Origin of the sequence: Bacillus sp. FSL K6-2431, from assembly GCF_038005165.1 — a bacterium.
Lineage (GTDB): Bacteria > Bacillota > Bacilli > Bacillales > Bacillaceae > Bacillus > Bacillus pumilus.
In genome coordinates, this window is record NZ_JBBOSQ010000001.1 from 814,373 (window position 1) to 830,414 (window position 16,042).

The window sequence follows — 16,042 nt, forward strand, 5'->3', positions numbered from 1 at the left end:
ATATAACGTTATCATAAAAAAACAATCATTCGCCCCTCGCTTGTGCTCTTCCTTCCCTTCTATTTATCATCTCCTGATTTCATTGTTATGTAGTTTGCCTCTTTTAGTCCTTTTCACCCATTTTCATCTATACAGGTGCAAGCTCACTATGCAGCATTTCCTTCTTTTTCATATGATATCAAGAGTTTTCCTCAAAAGCTGAGTTCTTTCGTCAAGATGTGAGGAGAACTGCACTTTTGATAATAGATTGATTATTTGAAAAATTATTACAATTGACCCTTTCCGATCAAAAGTTTCTTTTATACAATAACATTACGCAGCCTGAATCTACTTTGAAAACAAAATAAGGAGGGCTTTCTTATGAAAGGTGAAATTCGCTTAATTCCGTATGAAGTAAAAGCCAATGTGATGGAAGCGAAAGAGACGCCGGAAAGTATTCAGGAGATTAAAGCACCCGAACTTTGGTCAAGTGGCTTCAAAGGAAAAGGCATAACCATTGCTGTCCTTGATACAGGCTGTGACACAAAGCATCCCGACTTAAAAGATCAGATTATCGGAGGCAAGAACTTTACCGATGATGACAATGGAGATGCTGAAAATGTAAAAGACTACAACGGGCATGGTACCCATGTAGCAGGAACGATTGCAGCAACAGATCAAAATGGCGGAATTCTAGGGGTTGCCCCTGAAGCCAAGCTGCTGATCGTGAAAGTTCTTGGCGGTGAAAATGGCAGCGGGAAATACGAATGGATCATTAATGGCATCAACTATGCCGCTGAGCAGAAGGTGGATATTATCTCTATGTCTCTCGGTGGTCCAAGCAATGAGCCCGCCTTGCAGGAAGCCATTCAAAATGCGGTGAAAAGCGGTGTACTTGTTGTGTGCGCAGCAGGAAATGAAGGGGACGGGGACGAGCGTACAGAAGAATTCTCCTACCCAGCAGCATACAATGAAGTCATTGCCGTCGGCTCTGTCTCCCTTGCAAGAGAATCCTCTGAATTCTCCAACGCCAATAAAGAAATCGACCTCGTCGCTCCAGGAGAAGACATTTTATCCACTCTTCCTAACCATAAATATGGCAGACTCACAGGCACCTCAATGGCTGCCCCTCACGTGAGCGGTGCACTAGCCATTATTAAAAATGCCGAAGAAGAAGCGTTCCAGCGTAAGCTGACAGAGCCTGAGGTCTATGCTCAGCTTGTCAGAAGAACCCTTCCACTGAAGCAATCTAAAGCCCTCGTCGGAAATGGATTTTTATATTTAACTGCGCCTGATGTCCTTTTAGAAAAAACATTGGAAGCAGATCTTTTATCTCTATAGCTTGAATAGAGGTCCTGAGAATAGATAGAATTTTCTCAGGATTTTTTTAATTAAAATTATTCAAAATTTACTTTGACGAAATGAAATGGACGTTATATAATCGAACACAATAAATTCATAGTTTGAGAGTCGGTAATTCGATCATACGTCGAATTTTAATTGGGAAGACCGGTGAAAATCCGGCGCGGTCCCGCCACTGTGAGTGAGGAGAGCTTTTCTTATGAATCCACTGTCATAAGGACGGGAAGGATGAAAAGCTTGCAGATTCACCAGCCAGGATACCAGCCGCTCTATCACATCAAACCCCCTACGGTTGATAGGAGATGTCGGAAAAAAGCGTCAGTTCTGCTCACGCCTTATTTCGCACACACATTTTGTCTTTTTAAACCAGACATTTGCCCTCATCAATCTTCACCATGAGTGTAAATGTCTTTTTATATTTAGAGGAGGAATTGGAATTGACAATTGTTAAAACAAGTAATCTAGGTTTTCCGAGAATTGGTTTAAACAGAGAATGGAAAAAAGCACTTGAGTCTTATTGGAAAGGTCAAACTGACCGTGAAACCCTCTTAAGCACACTGGATGAACAATTTTTAACTGCCATTAAAACGCAAATTGATCGACAAATTGATGTTGTTCCTTCTGGAGATTTTACCTTCTACGATCACGTGCTCGATACTGCTGTCATGTTCAATTGGATTCCAGAGCGCTTCCGCAGCTTAAAAGACCCGCTAGATACATACTTCGCGATGGCAAGAGGAACAAAAGATGCTGTCTCAAGTGAAATGACAAAATGGTTTAATACAAACTATCACTACATCGTTCCAGAATACGAAAAAACCACCGAATTCAAACTCACACATAACAAACCGCTTGAAGCTTACGAAAAGGTGAAAAAGGCGTTTGGTGTTGAAACAAAACCTGTCGTACTTGGTCTTTATACATTTGTCTCACTTTCTAAAGGCTATGAACCAAATGAAGTAAAAGAGATTCAGCAGCGTCTCGTCCCGCTTTATACTCAAGTTTTAAAAGAACTTGAAGAAGCTGGCGTCAAATGGGTACAAATTGATGAGCCAGCACTTGTCACAGCTTCATATGAAGACGTGAAAGCCGTCAAAGAAATCTATCAAACAATCAAAGAAGCCGTACCTGCCTTAAATATTCTTCTTCAAACCTACTTTGATTCAGTAGATGCGTATGAAGAGCTTGTCACATATCCTGTTGAAGCCATCGGTCTTGATTTTGTCCATGATCAAGGACGCAATCTTGATCAAGTGAAAAAGCACGGCTTCCCGAAAGATAAAATTTTAGCAGCAGGCGTCATTGATGGAAGAAATATTTGGAGATCAGATCTTGGCGAAAGATTGTCATTCGTTTCTGAGGTCATTGCTGACGCTCAGCCGAAGGAAGTATGGCTGCAGCCATCAAGCAGTTTGCTGCATGTACCAGTTGCAAAACACCCAAGCGAACAGCTTGAAGAAAAACTATTAAACGGACTTTCTTATGCTACTGAAAAGCTGGCTGAATTAACAACATTAAAAGAGGGCTTAACAAAAGGAGCTGCGGCGATTGAAGCCGCCATCAATGAAGCCAAGCAAGCACTTCTTACTTTAAAAGAATTTGCAAAAGGAACCAATGCGGATTTCACAGCAGAACGCAACAATCTTTCATCGAAAGACTTTAAACGTCCAGTTGCCTTTGAAGAGCGCCTTCGTATCCAAAACGAATCTCTTGAACTGCCGCTCTTGCCAACAACAACCATTGGCAGCTTCCCGCAGTCTGCTGAAGTGCGCAGTGCTCGTCAAAAATGGCGTAAAAATGAATGGACAGATGCAGAATATGATGAATTTATTAAGAAAGAAACAAAAAGATGGATTGATATTCAGGAGGAAATCGGTCTGGACGTTCTCGTACATGGAGAATTTGAACGTACAGACATGGTTGAATACTTTGGTGAAAAGCTAGCCGGATTTGCCTTTACGAAATTTGCTTGGGTACAATCCTACGGCTCACGCTGCGTGAAGCCGCCAATCATTTATGGAGATGTCGAGTTTACAGCGCCAATGACCGTGAAAGAAACGGTTTATGCACAAAGCTTAACGGAGAAAAAGGTCAAAGGAATGCTGACAGGTCCTGTCACCATCTTAAACTGGTCTTTCCCAAGAACAGATATCACCCGAAAAGACATTGCCTTCCAGATTGCTTTCGCATTACGTAAAGAGGTAGAAGCGTTAGAGGAAGCAGGGATTCAAGTTATTCAAGTGGATGAACCTGCGCTAAGAGAAGGTCTTCCGCTCAAAGAAAGTGATTGGGCAGACTATTTAAACTGGGCAGCAGAGTCGTTCCGTCTATCAACATCATCTGTTCAAAATGAAACGCAAATTCATACACATATGTGCTACAGTAACTTCGAGGATATTGTCGATACGATCGAAGACCTTGATGCCGACGTGATCACAATTGAACATTCACGCAGTCATGGCGGATTCCTCGATTACCTAGAGAAGCATCCGTATTTGAAAGGCCTCGGACTTGGTGTATATGACATCCATAGCCCGCGCGTTCCATCTGTCGAAGAAATGAGTCAAATCATTGATGATGCGCTGAACGTATGCCCGACAGATCGCTTCTGGGTGAATCCTGACTGTGGACTAAAAACGAGACAAGAGCCTGAAACCATTGCTGCTTTGAAAAACATGGTGACGGCGGCTGAAGTCGCTCGTAAAAAGCTGTCGCAGCATGCATAATTGATTTCCTCTCCCCTGCTATCATAGCGGGGGATTTTTATGTGCAAATTGTCCTACTTGACCATCTACTAGGAGGTTTCCTTTTCTAGCATGATTCGTTTATACTAGAGAAGTCAGTCGAACAAAGGGAGGAAGACAATGAATCACGAAGATTTTTTACAACGCGCAATTGATCTTGCAGTAGAAGGAGTCAATAGTGGTACTGGCGGCCCTTTTGGAGCAGTCATTGTCAAGGATGGACAGATTATTGCCGAGGGAAGCAACAATGTGACAACAACAAATGATCCAACCGCACATGCTGAAGTCACAGCCATTCGAAAGGCGTGCCAAACGCTGAATACATACCAATTAGAAGATTGTATTTTATATACAAGCTGTGAGCCTTGTCCGATGTGTCTTGGTGCTATTTACTGGGCTAGACCAAAAGCGGTCTATTTTGCTGCTGGGCATCAGGATGCAGCAGTTTCCGGTTTTGATGACTCGTTTATTTATGAAGAAATCAATAAAGATTACGAATCAAGAAATATTCCATTTTATCAGCTGACACTTCAAAAAACCCTTGCACCATTTGAAGCATGGGAAACATACGAACAAAAGAAAGAATATTAAAAAAAGACACCTGCGCTCATCAGCAGGTGTTTCTTTTTTTCAGCGTAATAGAGAACCTTTTTTATTCAGCCACTTCAAGCTCTACTTCGATGTTCCCTCTTGTTGCTTTTGAATATGGACAGAATTCATGCGCAGCCTCGACAAGCTCTTTCGCCTTGTCATGGTCAAGGCCTTTTGCAGATACAATCAGCTTGACACCAAGCTTAAATCCGCCATCACTTTCATCTTTTAAAAGACTGACATGTCCCTCGACTTCTGATTCAATGTTGACCCCTTGCTTTTTCGCTACTTGTTCAAGTGCCCCTCCGAAACAAGCTGCATAGCCCGCTGCAAATAATTGCTCTGGATTCGTACCAGTTTCTCCGTCTTTCTTTGCATTAGGCATGACAATGTTATGATCGAGCACACCATCTTCTGAACGAATATGTCCAGCTCTTCCGTGTTGTGCCTTTACTTTTGCTGTGAATAATGGTTTCATCTTCATCTCCTCCTTTATCTATTTATTCCTTTCACGTTCTATCCATTTCTCAAACATTTATCGCACATTAAAGAATTTTTTCGTTTTTGGGCTGTATTTATTTTAAAAAAGAAGAAAATCTTATACAATGATAAGTATGACAAAAAATAGTTGGTGACTGACATGACAAATGAATTCGAGCATATGAAGCTGGAAAATCAGCTTTGTTTCTTGTTATATGCAAGTTCAAGAGAGATGACGAAGCAGTATAAACCGTTATTAGAAGAGTTAGACATTACGTATCCGCAATATTTGGCACTGCTTTTATTGTGGGAGCATGGGACATTAAATGTGAAAACGATGGGAGAGCTTTTATATTTAGACTCCGGTACACTCACACCTATGCTGAAACGGATGGAGCAAAACGGACTCATCATCCGCGAGCGCTCGAAAGAGGATGAACGTTCTGTGCAAATTCGTTTAACGGAATATGGCGAGCAACTAAAAGAGAAGGCTACTGCAATTCCATTTCAGATGCTGTCTGGGACAGGCAGATCGGAAGAAGAGTTAAAAACGCTGCGCGCCTCTTTGCATGAGCTTTTGCAAAAATTAACACAATCAAAAGGCTGAGGGAACATTCCCTCAGCCTTTTATGATATCAATTATTGTGCGACAGCTACTAATTCTACTTCGATATTTCCTTGAGTCGCTTTTGAATATGGGCATACGCCGTGTGCTTTATGAACAAGCTCATCTAATGCTGATTGCTCAATTCCAGTTCCTTTTACTTCTAGCTTAACGCCTAGTTTGAAGCCGCCATCTGAACTGTCTTTTACTAAGCTCACATGTGCTGTTACTTCACTTTCAAAACGGATACGCTCTTGTCTTGCGACCATTTGAAGGGCTGAATCAAAACATGCAGAGTAGCCTGCTGCAAATAATTGCTCTGGATTTGTTGCTTTTTCAATTTTTTTCGCTCTTGGTGTTCCAGGCATTGCTACATCATGCTCAAGCACACCATCAGTTGAAACAACCTTTCCTTCTCTTCCTCCTACAGCTGATACCGTTGCAGTAAATAAAACTTCTGACATGTATATAACCCTCTTTCTCTCCAATAATATTTTCTACAATTGAATTGTACACAATTAAAATTCAAGAGTCAACGAATACACACTCTTTTTTTAAGATTTCCTTTCTCTTCTATTTTATGTACACAGTAAAAAAAGCCCTTAATAAGGGCTTTTAGATGATGTCTTGCTGCGCATTTGGTTGTTGTAGCGTATGATTTCTGTTATCCGGGTCGGCATTTGCTGCTGCCAGCCATAACGCCAGGATGGTGATGCTTGTACAGACGACTGCCCATTTTTTAAAATTCATATAAACAATCCCCTCTCTGAATATAGATTCGAGCATGTTCCGCTTCTCCGTAGAACATGGAAGATTTTTCATAATCTTCCATTTCATTATAATACTTTGCGGTGTCTAATGCCAGCTCCTCTATATCTGGATATGCATAGGCAGACTCTAAAAAATGAAAAATTCGTTTAATATGCTCCGCATCTTGCTTTAAATACAATGCTTCTAAAAATATCGTCTTTTGAATATGAATGTCATCTTGAAGTACTTCTGCTCGCTTCATACATTCTTCTCTGTAGTGTAAGGCTTCTTCGTGTTTGCCTTGTTTGTATAATATCTGAGCGGCTGTATAAAGAGGGTCTATGGATCGACGAAGGTGATCGGATTGATTTTGGTCAAATAACGAGATGGATTCTTTCATTAGTTCGAGTGCGCGGTCAAGATCTCCCATTCGGTAATAACTGTTGCCCATATTAAACAAAGAGGAAGCAATAAAACGCACATTTTGAAAGTCTCTTGATCTCGCAAGCGCTCTCTCGAGATGTGGTAATGCCTTTTCATGTCTTCTCATATCATCATAATTACCTGCCACAATAAATTCGCATTGGATCGTGCGAAGCGCATATAGCTCATGCTGAATATAGACATCTCGCGCCAGTTTGGCATGATGCATCGAGATATGTGTTTGTTTCATGTGATAATATATTTCTGACATTTTAAAATGAAATTCCGCACGTTCAATATCATCTGACACAAAAGAAAGCTTGTGCTCTGCCTTTTGATAAGACGAGATGGCAGCAATATACTGCCTACGGCCAAATTCATACATGCCTCTGAAAAAATGATAGTAGTATTCAAGCATGCCTGTGACATGTGTTTGATGCTCATCTATTTCTTTCGAAAGCTCGGAAAAGTTGGCGCGAAGCTTTCCTTCCTTTAATGGCTTTAAATAATCGAGCATGACCTCATGTCTGAATTCCATTAAAGAAAAATAGAGAAGCAAATTCTGATCTTCTTCCATTGAATCAAGAGAGGTGCGAATTTCCTGCTTTAGTTGTTCTGCTTGTTCTGAATCAAATCTGCGGATTAATTCATACCACTTGTTGATTTTCACTCCAATATCCGAAGAGGGAATGATTTTCGCCATACGTTGCCTTCTCCAATCTTCTCAAAATATAAAACATTACCATATTTTATCATACTTGACCGAAGAAATACAAAAATGAAAGGAAAAAGAGAGTCCTTTTGTCACAAGACTCTCTTTTGAATTCGTTATTCTCTTATTTGTCCTTGACCGTGAATGACAAACTTTTCAGAGGTTAAGGCAGGCAGACCCATAGGTCCTCTTGCATGCAGTTTTTGTGTGCTAATCCCTATTTCTGCTCCGTAGCCAAATTCAAAGCCATCTGTGAACCGAGTAGAGGCATTATGATAGACAGCGGCAGCGTCGACAGCTGTTAAGAACAGTGACGCATTTTGATCATTTTCCGTAATGATCGCTTCAGAGTGCTTGGAGCTATACGTTTGTATATGCTGAATCGCTTCTTCTATATTGGCTACGATTTTAATACTGACAATCGGCGCTAAAAACTCTGTTTCATAGTCCTCTGTGGTCGCTAATGAAGCACTTGGCGCAAGAGCACATACAGCTTCATCGCCCCGTATCTCTACCCCATTTGCATGAAGAGCTTCAAATAACGAAGCGCCATATGTTTTTGCCCATGCTTCATGAATGACAATGCTCTCGATCGCGTTGCAAACAGACGGCCTTTGGGTTTTAGCATTCAGCACAATCTGCTCAGCCATTTCGTTTTTCGCTGTTTCATCAATGTAGATATGACAGTTCCCTGCACCTGTCTCAAGCACTGGCACGGTAGACTCTCTCACAACAAGATCAATTAAATTTTTCCCGCCGCGCGGAATAAGGACATCCAGATATTCTTTTAAAGTGAACAGCGTTTTCGCCGTTTCACGGCCTGTATCTTCAATCAATTGCACACTGTCTACTGGAATATCCGTTGTGTGAAGCGCTTCATGGATCACCTTCACAATCGCTTTATTACTATGGATGGCAGAGGAGCTCCCGCGAAGAATAACAGCATTCCCAGTTTTCAAACAAAGGGTGGCAGCATCTACAGTCACGTTTGGTCTTGCTTCATAAATCATTCCAACCGTTCCAAGAGGCACACGCACCTTTTCGATGTACAGACCGTTTTCTTTTTGAATGGTTTCTAATGTTTCACCAATTGGGTCTTTTAGGTGAATGAGTTGAAGGGTCGCGTCTGCGATGGCTTCAATTCTCTCTTCCGTGAGTGTAATCCGGTCAATAACAGAAGGCGTGAACTGCTTTTCCTCTGCAGCCTGCACATCCTTTTTATTCTCATCGAGTAAATAAGCGGAAGATGCTTTAAGTGCCGTTGCGATGGCATGTAAAGCTGCATTTTTTTGCTCCGTCGTTTTTAGGAGCAGCTGATCTTTGGCTACACTTGCTTTTTTTGCTTTTTCAAGAACTTCATTCATCGTATTCCCTCCTCAGTTTTGTACATGCTGTACCCAGTGATCTCTGTGTATGACTTCAGGCTTCTCATTTGAAAGCTCATCACTTCGCATTCCTTTAATACCGCGAAGCTCATCGGATGCGTACAAGGTTTGTCCTTTACCTACTAGCCCATTCGGACCGACGACTTCAACGACCTCTCCTTTAGAAAAGTCACCAGCGACATCAATGACGCCAGCTGGAAGAAGACTTCTGCCATGATGCAAAATCGCCGCTTCCGCTCCTGCATCTATCATAATTTTCCCAGAAACGGGTGAATGGAATTGAATCCATTGACGGCGGTTGTTAACAGCTGATAAGTCCTGTTCTCCGATATACGTTCCGTCTCCTTGACCCGCTAGAATATGAAGCAGCTTATCCTCACCAGTACCTGTACCAATGAAGACTTTCACGCCTAGTGAAAGTGCCGTTTGTGCAGCAGACAGCTTTGATTTCATCCCGCCTGTTCCCACTTTTGAGCCTGTGCTCTTCGCATATGAAAACAATTCTTCTGAAATGTGTGTTAGTACATCAAAACGCTTCGCCTCAGGATGCTCATTTGGATTTGCATTATAAATACCGTTAATGTCTGTTAAGATGATCAATTGGTCTGCATGAATTAATCCACTGACAAGAGCTGACAGCATGTCATTATCACCAAAGGTAAGCTCCTCAATGGAGACAGAATCATTTTCATTAATGATCGGTAAAATTTTTCTTTCTAGCAGCTCCATCATCGTTGCATAAGCATTTCGATATCTTGTTCGATCTGAAAAGTCATTACGGGTTAAAAGCATTTGTGCAGGTGTCATGTGAAACTGTGAAAATAGTTCTGTATATTTCTGCATTAATAAGCCCTGACCAACGGCTGCTGCTGCCTGTTTTCCCTTTAAGGTCACAGGTCTTGATGGATACCCTAAGCTGCCAAACCCTGCTGCCACGGCTCCTGATGAAATTAAAATAATTTCATGCCCAGCCTCTTTCAGCTTTGCTATCGCTTTCACATGATCCTGCATTTTTTGTTCATCAATGGCTCCTTTTTGCTCTGTTAATGAACTGCTGCCAATTTTGATGACGATCCTTTGCTTTTTCATTATTGATTCCCTCCGCTATACCTTTAGGCACAAAAAAATCCCTTTTTCTCCTTATGTAAAGGACGAAAAGGGATTTTCCGTGGTACCACCTTCATTGAATAAGCATACATCTAGCTTATTCCACTCAACTCCTGTAACGCCAGGCACGCGCTTAGATTTTTCCTCTAAGGCTCAAAGGGCAGGTTCAGCAGCTGTCTGCGGCAAATGTTTCAGCATGTCATTTGCTCTCTTTACGCATCAGTTCCTGCTTACTATTCCTTTTCAACGCTCGTTAATTTTTTTATATTATCACCAATTGCTAAGGAAAAGTCAAGCGGTCAATTAAATACAATCGTTTTATTCTCATGCACAATAATTCGATCTTCTAGATGCCATTTGACGGCACGTGCAAGCACACTCCGCTCAATTGTTCGGCCAATATTTTTTAAAGCTTCCGCATCATCCCTGTGATCTACACGCTCAATATCCTGTTCAATGATCGGTCCTTCGTCTAAATCATTGGTCACATAATGAGAGGTTGCGCCAATTAATTTGACTCCTCGCTCATATGCACGCTTATATGGATTCGCACCGATAAACGCTGGCAGGAAGGAATGATGAATATTAATGATTTTGTTCGGGTGTTGTTCTATAAATCCAGGCGTTAAAATTTGCATGTATCTAGCAAGCACAATGGCATCAATATCATACTCTTCTAATAATGTGAGCTGCTGTTTTTCCGCTTCTTTGCGAATGTCTTTGTTCGCCTTCACAAAATGGAACGGAATTCCAAGCGCTTCTACTGTATCTTTTGCCGTTTCATGATTGCTGATGACGACCGCAATTTCAGCCATCAAATTGCCGCTTTGCCATTCCCATAGCAGCTCATGTAAACAATGAAGCTCTTTTGACACAAAGATTGCCAGCTTTTTCAGCTCACTTGCACGCGACATGCTCCACGTCATTTGAAAAGATGCTGCAATTGGTTCAAACTGCTGCTTCAGCTGATCCATATTTGCCGAGATGTCTTTCCAATCAAATTCAATTCTTAAAAAGAACCGGCCGCTTTCATGATCTGTTGTGTATTGGCTGGATTCAATGATATTTGCTCCGTGCTCAAATAAAAAGGAAGAGACAGCTGATACAATTCCAGGCTGATCCGGGCAGCTGACAAGCAATCTTCCTTTTTGCTCATGCTTTTGTCTGTGTAATTCAAGTTTCTCTGTTATCAAAGTTCTCATGTATCATGACCTCATTTACGTTTTCATTCTAATGAAATATTATACTGGACTGGAAAGAGAAAAAGCAATGTAGAGCCCTATTTTTCATTGAATATTCATTCAATTCTGCACCTATCGTGATATAATGTGAATAGACCTTTTATCATAAAAGGAGTGATGGAGATGAAAAGTATGACTTTGTTTGGAAAAGTGAGCTTTTGGCTCGGCATCATTTGTCTGATCACAGGTATTTCCCTTTTTATAGCCGGTGAAAGACTCATTCCTTTTCTCACATTTGGTGTGTGTTTTCTGCTTGTGAGCCAGCTTTACCGCAAAAATGAAAACGATTCCAATCATCATTCGATGTAACAAAAGGCTGGCATCTATCTGCCAGCCTTTTCTTATTCAATGATTTTCAATCCTACTGCCGCAGATAAAATCAGTGCGATGAAGAAAATACGTTTTGCGTCTTTCGATTCTCCGTAAAACAGCATACCGACGATGGCGCCTCCAGCAGCTCCGATTCCAGTCCAAATGGCGTACGCCGTTCCCATCGGAATCGTGTTCATCGCAAGAGACAGCATCAGAAAGGACATCGAAAAACCAGCCGCAATGAATAAAATCCATTTGACATGCTTGTCTTTTTGGAATTGGTTCATCATGGTCACACAAAACATTTCTAAGATGCCTGCTCCAATAAGTAAAAGCCAGCTCATGATTCAGCCTCTCCCTTCTTTTCACCTGTTGTCAGCTTCAGTCCTAATACACCGCACAAAAGCATGACAATCAAAAGCAGTTTGACAAGCTGAACCGGCTCACCAAGCACCATGCCTATGACGACGGTTCCTGCTGTCCCAAGCCCGGTAAAAACGGCATAAAGTGTGCCAACTGGGAGTACACTTGTTGCTTTCAGGAGTAAATAAAAGCTCACGATAATACAAACGATGGTTGCGCCCCATTCTATGAGCGAGTGGGCATATTTCAGCCCCATCACCCAGCCGACTTCAAAGATGGCCGCAATAAAGACATTTCCCCATTTCATCTGATCTTCTCCTTTCTGAACGATTCCAACCAACAAAAAAAGCCTGGAAATCGATCGTTTGATCAAATCTCCCGGGCTTTTATCCCTCCGTGTCCATATGGCCTCTTCTAAGACCCTATGTGTTTTCTCTCGGTCCAGACTGCGCCAGCGCACGGAACCCTAGAAAACCAATTCATGATAAACAGACCTGACTTAGAGCAGATTCTGTATTAAAAATCTTATCACACCCCAATATGCCGGTCTACCAGTTTGCTCTCCCTCTTCAAATATACTTGTTCATTTTTCGAAAGAAATGATTTCGGACCGGCGTATACTAAGTGTTAGAAACAGATCAACTGATAAAGAAGATCTGCGGGATATTTGCGTGCTGCTAACCGAAGGGAAATGAACGTATATGACAATCCATTTATTTTTTATTACATTGACGATCAAGCGTAAATACAAGGACATGGAGACCGTTCTTTACGAACAAGAAGTTGAAACATTTTATGAAGAAATGAAACAGAAACAACTAAAGTATATGAACTAAAACAGAAAAAATATGGAAGAAGGACCAAGTTAGACACGCTCAGACGTTAAAGGAACGATCATATCGCTGGTATAATGAACTCAGATTGATGTGATGAACGTTCAACTTTAGGATGCTGCATTTACAGATCATCCGTTGTATCGGCCCAAATAATGAAACCAAGAGGTGGATCGTATGATGATAACCGACGTACAGAAACATGAATTTTATCAAGCACTGGTTGACAAGAATCCGCAATATGACGGCACATTTTTCGCCGGCATTAAGACGACCGGTATTTTCTGCCATGCCACATGTACCGCTAGAAAACCAAAATATGAGAACTGTGAGTTTTTCTTTACAGCAGAGGAAGCACTGCTAGCAGGATATCGTCCGTGCAAGCGCTGCACTCCATTAACCTATCCAAACAGCATTCCAGAAGAAGTCAAAACACTCGTTTCAGCAGTTGAAACACATCCTGAAAAACGCTGGAAAGAAGAGGACTTTCGCGAGTTAGGGATTCACTCTGCAACGGCCCGGCGGAAATTCAAAGAAATCTACGGCATGACCTTTGTTCAATATGCGAGATCACGCCGAATGGGGCTTGCCTTTAAAGAAATTATGAATGGAAAAAAAGTGATTGATCAGCAGGTCGCCTTGGGCTATGATTCTTCGAGTGCCTTCAATGATGCCTTTACGAAAATCATGGGAAATCCCCCTAAAAAGGCGCAGACTAAGATTCTCCACGCTAATTTTATTTCCACACCGATTGGACGCATGATCAGCGTGACAGATGCCGCGCATGTGTATTTACTGGAATTTATGGACAGGCGGGGACTAGAAAAGGAAATTGAGAACATGAGAGAAAAGCATCATGCGCGTATTTTAGTTGGGGAAACAAACGTCCACCAACAATTAGTAAAGGAATTGACCTTATATTTCGAGAAAAAACTGACGCAGTTTACCGTACCACTTTCCATGCATGGTACCCCTTTTCAAATGAAGGTGTGGGACCTGCTCACACGCATTCCATCAGGCGAAACAAGTTCATACCGAGATCTTGCTGTGATGCTGGGCGATCCGCATTTGGTCCGGGCGGTAGGGAATGCAAATGGTGCCAATCAATTGGCGATCATCATTCCATGCCACCGCGTCATTCAAACAAGTGGTGAGCTTGGCGGCTACGGCGGCGGGGTTGAACGTAAGAAATATTTACTTCAGCTAGAACAGCGGATATAAAATAAAAACGGCTCTGCTTATTTTGTAAGCGAGCCGTTTTCTTCGTTGCGGGTGATGCTGTATACATCAATGATTTGGTCCCATTTTGAAATGGTTTTTTCTTTTTTCATGCCCATTTTTAAAGCGACCTTTACCGATGCTTCATTGTCTGGGCGGATTAAGCTCACCATTCGTCTGACCTTCATTTCTTCAAAACCATAGGTGAGACAGCCTTTTGCGGCTTCAGCAGCATAGCCATTTCCCCACGCTGCTTTTTTTAGCATGTAGCCGATTTCAAGTTCTGTTTGTCCTTCAATGTTTTGCAGAACAATCCCGCTTTGTCCAAGTGGTTCATTCGTTTCTTTGTCTTCAATGATCCAGAGAGAAGTATGATACATACGGTCATTCTTTTGATTCCATGCAATCCACTCTTTCGTCTGCTGCTCATCCTTCAAAGAAGGATAATACTTCATTACTTCTTCATCTTGGAACAACATGTCATATAAAAATGATGCATCATGTTCATTCATCGTTCTCAGTCTAAGGCGCTCTGTTTCAAGCACTATGCGTGTTTGAAGTTTCATTTATGATCCCCCCTCACTTACTGATTAAAAATATCACCGAACAATCCATTTGAATCTGGGGCAAAGTAATGGATTCCCGCACCGGTTAAACTAGCTGCCAGCGCCGTCCACATCATTAAACTGACTGTCATCCACACCGCAACTTGCTTTCTCTTCGTCCCGAAGCTCATGCACATAAATGCCGCTAGATGACTGCCGATGATAAAAGGACCAATAAGCGCTAATCCCGGGAGACCATATCGTTCCCAAATTTTTCTGGCTCGCAGTTGCTTTTTTTCTCCTTTTTCATCACTTTTGTCCTCTTTTCTCCTCAACCGCCATGCTTTGAAGCGGTCTACGAAAACAATGAGGAGCAAGACTGTGAGAAAGTTGCCGATGAATCCGATTACAGCCGTTGTCACAGGATGCAGTCCACCTAAGATGGCCAGTGGAACAACACCAACCACTTCAAAAAAAGGCAAAGCAGCCAATACAAAAACAAGTACATATCCCCATAAAATATCCAAGCATAGAACCCCTTTTCATTTTTGTCCTCTTCCCATTGTAATGAAAAATACGCTACCATTTCTACATTTTTTTAGAAAAAGAAAAGTACACCGGATAGATGTACTCTATTTTTTACATCGTGTTTTCATTTTTCTTGTTCGCCCGGCGTAAGACCATGAGCATAAGCCCTATTACGATCACAACCGATAGTAGACTTTGCATGAGAAGCACGCTTGGTGATGTCCAGCCAAGCCATTCGAATATGAGCTGCGGTCCGAAGAAGATAACCGGTATCAATGAAACGACATTCGCCTTTAAGATTGCATTAAAGACAATGATACATAACAGCATAAGCAGGATGACGCCCAATCTTTGACCTGAGGTCAGCACAAGTAATGGTGTGCCGAGCTTTTGATCCAATAGTTTGATTGTGACCATTGAAGTCAGTTGAAAGATTCCTAAGATCCAAAAATAAAGAAATGCCCGGCCGCCTGTCTGAAAGGCAGACGCTCTAAACATCACAATAATCATGATGACATTGGCTACTAAAACGAGCGGATAGCCAATTAACGCATACCAAGAATAGGATAAGCTTTGACTGATCGCATCTGATAAAATCATATAAAAGAGTGAACCAATTAAGAAGGCACTGACGAAAGGAACCCAGTCTTTATGGTTTCCTGACAGCTCTTTTGCGAGTTCATCAGCATAGCCCCTCGGATCTCCGCCAAACACAGCCTCCCCTGTTTTGCCATCTTTTTCAGCCTCAACCGCATGTGTCGTTAGCTCATCCATCAGCTCATCAATTTCGTCCTCATTTTTTCCCATTGATATGAGATAAAATTTCAGCTCTAGTAAGATGTGTCTTGTTTCTTTTGATACCATA

General features: G+C 41.8%; 19 protein-coding genes, 2 riboswitches and 1 other annotated feature. Of the genes, 7 read left to right on the forward strand and 12 right to left on the reverse strand.

Annotated elements, in window-relative coordinates:
• The first annotated feature begins 360 nt into the window (after window positions 1-360).
• From MHH40_RS04135 to MHH40_RS04145, 3 genes are all read left to right on the forward strand, one after another.
• Complete coding sequence (locus MHH40_RS04135; RefSeq protein ID WP_309216562.1) at window positions 361-1,320, forward strand: S8 family peptidase; 960 nt, start codon at window positions 361-363, stop codon at window positions 1,318-1,320.
• Between the two features lie 112 nt (window positions 1,321-1,432).
• A riboswitch (cobalamin riboswitch) is annotated at window positions 1,433-1,624 on the forward strand.
• A gap of 154 nt (window positions 1,625-1,778) precedes the next feature.
• A complete protein-coding gene (metE, locus tag MHH40_RS04140; RefSeq protein WP_340900655.1) occupies window positions 1,779-4,067 on the forward strand; it encodes a 5-methyltetrahydropteroyltriglutamate--homocysteine S-methyltransferase in 2,289 nt (762 codons plus the stop codon).
• Window positions 4,068-4,205: 138 nt separating this feature from the next.
• Window positions 4,206-4,676 carry a nucleoside deaminase gene (locus MHH40_RS04145; protein WP_003212370.1) on the forward strand — a complete coding sequence of 157 codons (471 nt, stop codon included), beginning with the start codon at window positions 4,206-4,208 and terminating at the stop codon, window positions 4,674-4,676.
• A gap of 61 nt (window positions 4,677-4,737) precedes the next feature.
• Here MHH40_RS04145 and MHH40_RS04150 read toward each other — a convergent pair whose 3' ends face one another.
• Window positions 4,738-5,154, reverse strand: coding sequence for an organic hydroperoxide resistance protein (locus MHH40_RS04150; RefSeq protein WP_065097132.1), 417 nt, complete (start codon window positions 5,152-5,154; stop codon window positions 4,738-4,740).
• 162 nt (window positions 5,155-5,316) lie between these two features.
• Between MHH40_RS04150 and MHH40_RS04155 the strand changes: the two genes are divergently transcribed.
• On the forward strand, window positions 5,317-5,763 hold the full coding sequence (locus MHH40_RS04155; protein ID WP_003212097.1) for a MarR family winged helix-turn-helix transcriptional regulator: 447 nt from the start codon (window positions 5,317-5,319) through the stop codon (window positions 5,761-5,763).
• Between the two features lie 32 nt (window positions 5,764-5,795).
• Here the strand turns inward: MHH40_RS04155 and MHH40_RS04160 are convergent, their stop codons facing one another.
• The 6 genes from MHH40_RS04160 to purU form a co-directional block, all read right to left on the reverse strand.
• Window positions 5,796-6,224 carry an organic hydroperoxide resistance protein gene (locus MHH40_RS04160; protein ID WP_044138892.1) on the reverse strand — a complete coding sequence of 143 codons (429 nt, stop codon included), beginning with the start codon at window positions 6,222-6,224 and terminating at the stop codon, window positions 5,796-5,798.
• A gap of 151 nt (window positions 6,225-6,375) precedes the next feature.
• Complete coding sequence (locus MHH40_RS04165) at window positions 6,376-6,510, reverse strand: hypothetical protein (protein ID WP_050945190.1); 135 nt, start codon at window positions 6,508-6,510, stop codon at window positions 6,376-6,378.
• The gene (locus tag MHH40_RS04170) at window positions 6,500-7,636 is read right to left on the reverse strand and encodes a Rap family tetratricopeptide repeat protein (RefSeq protein ID WP_340900656.1); all 1,137 of its coding nucleotides are present in this window, start codon (window positions 7,634-7,636) and stop codon (window positions 6,500-6,502) included. Before MHH40_RS04170 ends, MHH40_RS04165 begins: the two co-directional genes overlap by 11 nt.
• 125 nt (window positions 7,637-7,761) lie before the next feature.
• Window positions 7,762-9,009, reverse strand: coding sequence for a glutamate-5-semialdehyde dehydrogenase (locus MHH40_RS04175; RefSeq protein WP_340900657.1), 1,248 nt, complete (start codon window positions 9,007-9,009; stop codon window positions 7,762-7,764).
• Between the two features lie 12 nt (window positions 9,010-9,021).
• Window positions 9,022-10,119 (reverse strand): glutamate 5-kinase, encoded by a 1,098-nt coding sequence (gene proB / locus MHH40_RS04180; protein WP_106029829.1) that lies wholly within the window; start codon window positions 10,117-10,119, stop codon window positions 9,022-9,024.
• A gap of 55 nt (window positions 10,120-10,174) precedes the next feature.
• Window positions 10,175-10,393, reverse strand: a binding site (T-box leader).
• Between the two features lie 43 nt (window positions 10,394-10,436).
• Window positions 10,437-11,339, reverse strand: coding sequence for a formyltetrahydrofolate deformylase (gene purU, locus MHH40_RS04185; RefSeq protein ID WP_003212058.1), 903 nt, complete (start codon window positions 11,337-11,339; stop codon window positions 10,437-10,439).
• Window positions 11,340-11,501: 162 nt separating this feature from the next.
• On the opposite strand from purU, the gene MHH40_RS04190 reads away from it, so the two are divergent.
• On the forward strand, window positions 11,502-11,687 hold the full coding sequence (locus MHH40_RS04190; protein WP_003211372.1) for a hypothetical protein: 186 nt from the start codon (window positions 11,502-11,504) through the stop codon (window positions 11,685-11,687).
• A gap of 32 nt (window positions 11,688-11,719) precedes the next feature.
• On the opposite strand, the gene MHH40_RS04195 is transcribed toward MHH40_RS04190, so the two are convergent.
• Together MHH40_RS04195 and MHH40_RS04200 are read right to left on the reverse strand one after the other, a co-directional pair.
• Window positions 11,720-12,034, reverse strand: coding sequence for a DMT family transporter (locus MHH40_RS04195; RefSeq protein ID WP_003212530.1), 315 nt, complete (start codon window positions 12,032-12,034; stop codon window positions 11,720-11,722).
• Window positions 12,031-12,360 carry a DMT family transporter gene (locus MHH40_RS04200; RefSeq protein WP_003211810.1) on the reverse strand — a complete coding sequence of 110 codons (330 nt, stop codon included), beginning with the start codon at window positions 12,358-12,360 and terminating at the stop codon, window positions 12,031-12,033. Before MHH40_RS04200 ends, MHH40_RS04195 begins: the two co-directional genes overlap by 4 nt.
• A gap of 66 nt (window positions 12,361-12,426) precedes the next feature.
• A riboswitch (guanidine-I (ykkC/yxkD leader) is annotated at window positions 12,427-12,534 on the reverse strand.
• A gap of 220 nt (window positions 12,535-12,754) precedes the next feature.
• On the opposite strand from MHH40_RS04200, the gene MHH40_RS04205 reads away from it, so the two are divergent.
• On the forward strand, window positions 12,755-12,889 hold the full coding sequence (locus tag MHH40_RS04205) for a YrzI family small protein (RefSeq protein WP_003212325.1): 135 nt from the start codon (window positions 12,755-12,757) through the stop codon (window positions 12,887-12,889).
• Between the two features lie 174 nt (window positions 12,890-13,063).
• Window positions 13,064-14,107: a bifunctional transcriptional activator/DNA repair enzyme AdaA gene (locus MHH40_RS04210; RefSeq protein WP_003212344.1), complete on the forward strand. Its 1,044-nt coding sequence runs from the start codon at window positions 13,064-13,066 to the stop codon at window positions 14,105-14,107.
• A gap of 17 nt (window positions 14,108-14,124) precedes the next feature.
• On the opposite strand, the gene MHH40_RS04215 is transcribed toward MHH40_RS04210, so the two are convergent.
• The 3 genes from MHH40_RS04215 to MHH40_RS04225 form a co-directional block, all read right to left on the reverse strand.
• Window positions 14,125-14,670: a GNAT family N-acetyltransferase gene (locus MHH40_RS04215; protein ID WP_340900662.1), complete on the reverse strand. Its 546-nt coding sequence runs from the start codon at window positions 14,668-14,670 to the stop codon at window positions 14,125-14,127.
• A gap of 17 nt (window positions 14,671-14,687) precedes the next feature.
• The gene (locus MHH40_RS04220; RefSeq protein WP_003211008.1) at window positions 14,688-15,176 is read right to left on the reverse strand and encodes a small multi-drug export protein; all 489 of its coding nucleotides are present in this window, start codon (window positions 15,174-15,176) and stop codon (window positions 14,688-14,690) included.
• A 112-nt stretch (window positions 15,177-15,288) separates the two neighbouring features.
• Complete coding sequence (locus tag MHH40_RS04225; protein WP_050945197.1) at window positions 15,289-16,041, reverse strand: HAAS domain-containing protein; 753 nt, start codon at window positions 16,039-16,041, stop codon at window positions 15,289-15,291.
• Window position 16,042 lies beyond the last annotated feature (1 nt).

Bases quoted from the DNA above. Each gene is read 5' to 3' on its own strand.
- proB (WP_106029829.1), bottom strand. From the start codon at position 10,119: ATGAAAAAGCAAAGGATCGTCATCAAAATTGGCAGCAGTTCATTAACA.
- MHH40_RS04175 (WP_340900657.1), bottom strand. From the start codon at position 9,009: ATGAATGAAGTTCTTGAAAAAGCAAAAAAAGCAAGTGTAGCCAAAGAT.
- MHH40_RS04195 (WP_003212530.1), bottom strand. From the start codon at position 12,034: ATGAGCTGGCTTTTACTTATTGGAGCAGGCATCTTAGAAATGTTTTGT.
- MHH40_RS04160 (WP_044138892.1), bottom strand. From the start codon at position 6,224: ATGTCAGAAGTTTTATTTACTGCAACGGTATCAGCTGTAGGAGGAAGA.
- MHH40_RS04165 (WP_050945190.1), bottom strand. From the start codon at position 6,510: ATGAATTTTAAAAAATGGGCAGTCGTCTGTACAAGCATCACCATCCTG.
- MHH40_RS04150 (WP_065097132.1), bottom strand. From the start codon at position 5,154: ATGAAACCATTATTCACAGCAAAAGTAAAGGCACAACACGGAAGAGCT.
- MHH40_RS04190 (WP_003211372.1), top strand. From the start codon at position 11,502: ATGAAAAGTATGACTTTGTTTGGAAAAGTGAGCTTTTGGCTCGGCATC.
- MHH40_RS04200 (WP_003211810.1), bottom strand. From the start codon at position 12,360: ATGAAATGGGGAAATGTCTTTATTGCGGCCATCTTTGAAGTCGGCTGG.
- MHH40_RS04215 (WP_340900662.1), bottom strand. From the start codon at position 14,670: ATGAAACTTCAAACACGCATAGTGCTTGAAACAGAGCGCCTTAGACTG.
- MHH40_RS04170 (WP_340900656.1), bottom strand. From the start codon at position 7,636: ATGGCGAAAATCATTCCCTCTTCGGATATTGGAGTGAAAATCAACAAG.
- MHH40_RS04155 (WP_003212097.1), top strand. From the start codon at position 5,317: ATGACAAATGAATTCGAGCATATGAAGCTGGAAAATCAGCTTTGTTTC.
- MHH40_RS04135 (WP_309216562.1), top strand. From the start codon at position 361: ATGAAAGGTGAAATTCGCTTAATTCCGTATGAAGTAAAAGCCAATGTG.
- MHH40_RS04225 (WP_050945197.1), bottom strand. From the start codon at position 16,041: ATGGTATCAAAAGAAACAAGACACATCTTACTAGAGCTGAAATTTTAT.
- MHH40_RS04210 (WP_003212344.1), top strand. From the start codon at position 13,064: ATGATGATAACCGACGTACAGAAACATGAATTTTATCAAGCACTGGTT.
- MHH40_RS04145 (WP_003212370.1), top strand. From the start codon at position 4,206: ATGAATCACGAAGATTTTTTACAACGCGCAATTGATCTTGCAGTAGAA.
- MHH40_RS04205 (WP_003212325.1), top strand. From the start codon at position 12,755: ATGACAATCCATTTATTTTTTATTACATTGACGATCAAGCGTAAATAC.
- purU (WP_003212058.1), bottom strand. From the start codon at position 11,339: ATGAGAACTTTGATAACAGAGAAACTTGAATTACACAGACAAAAGCAT.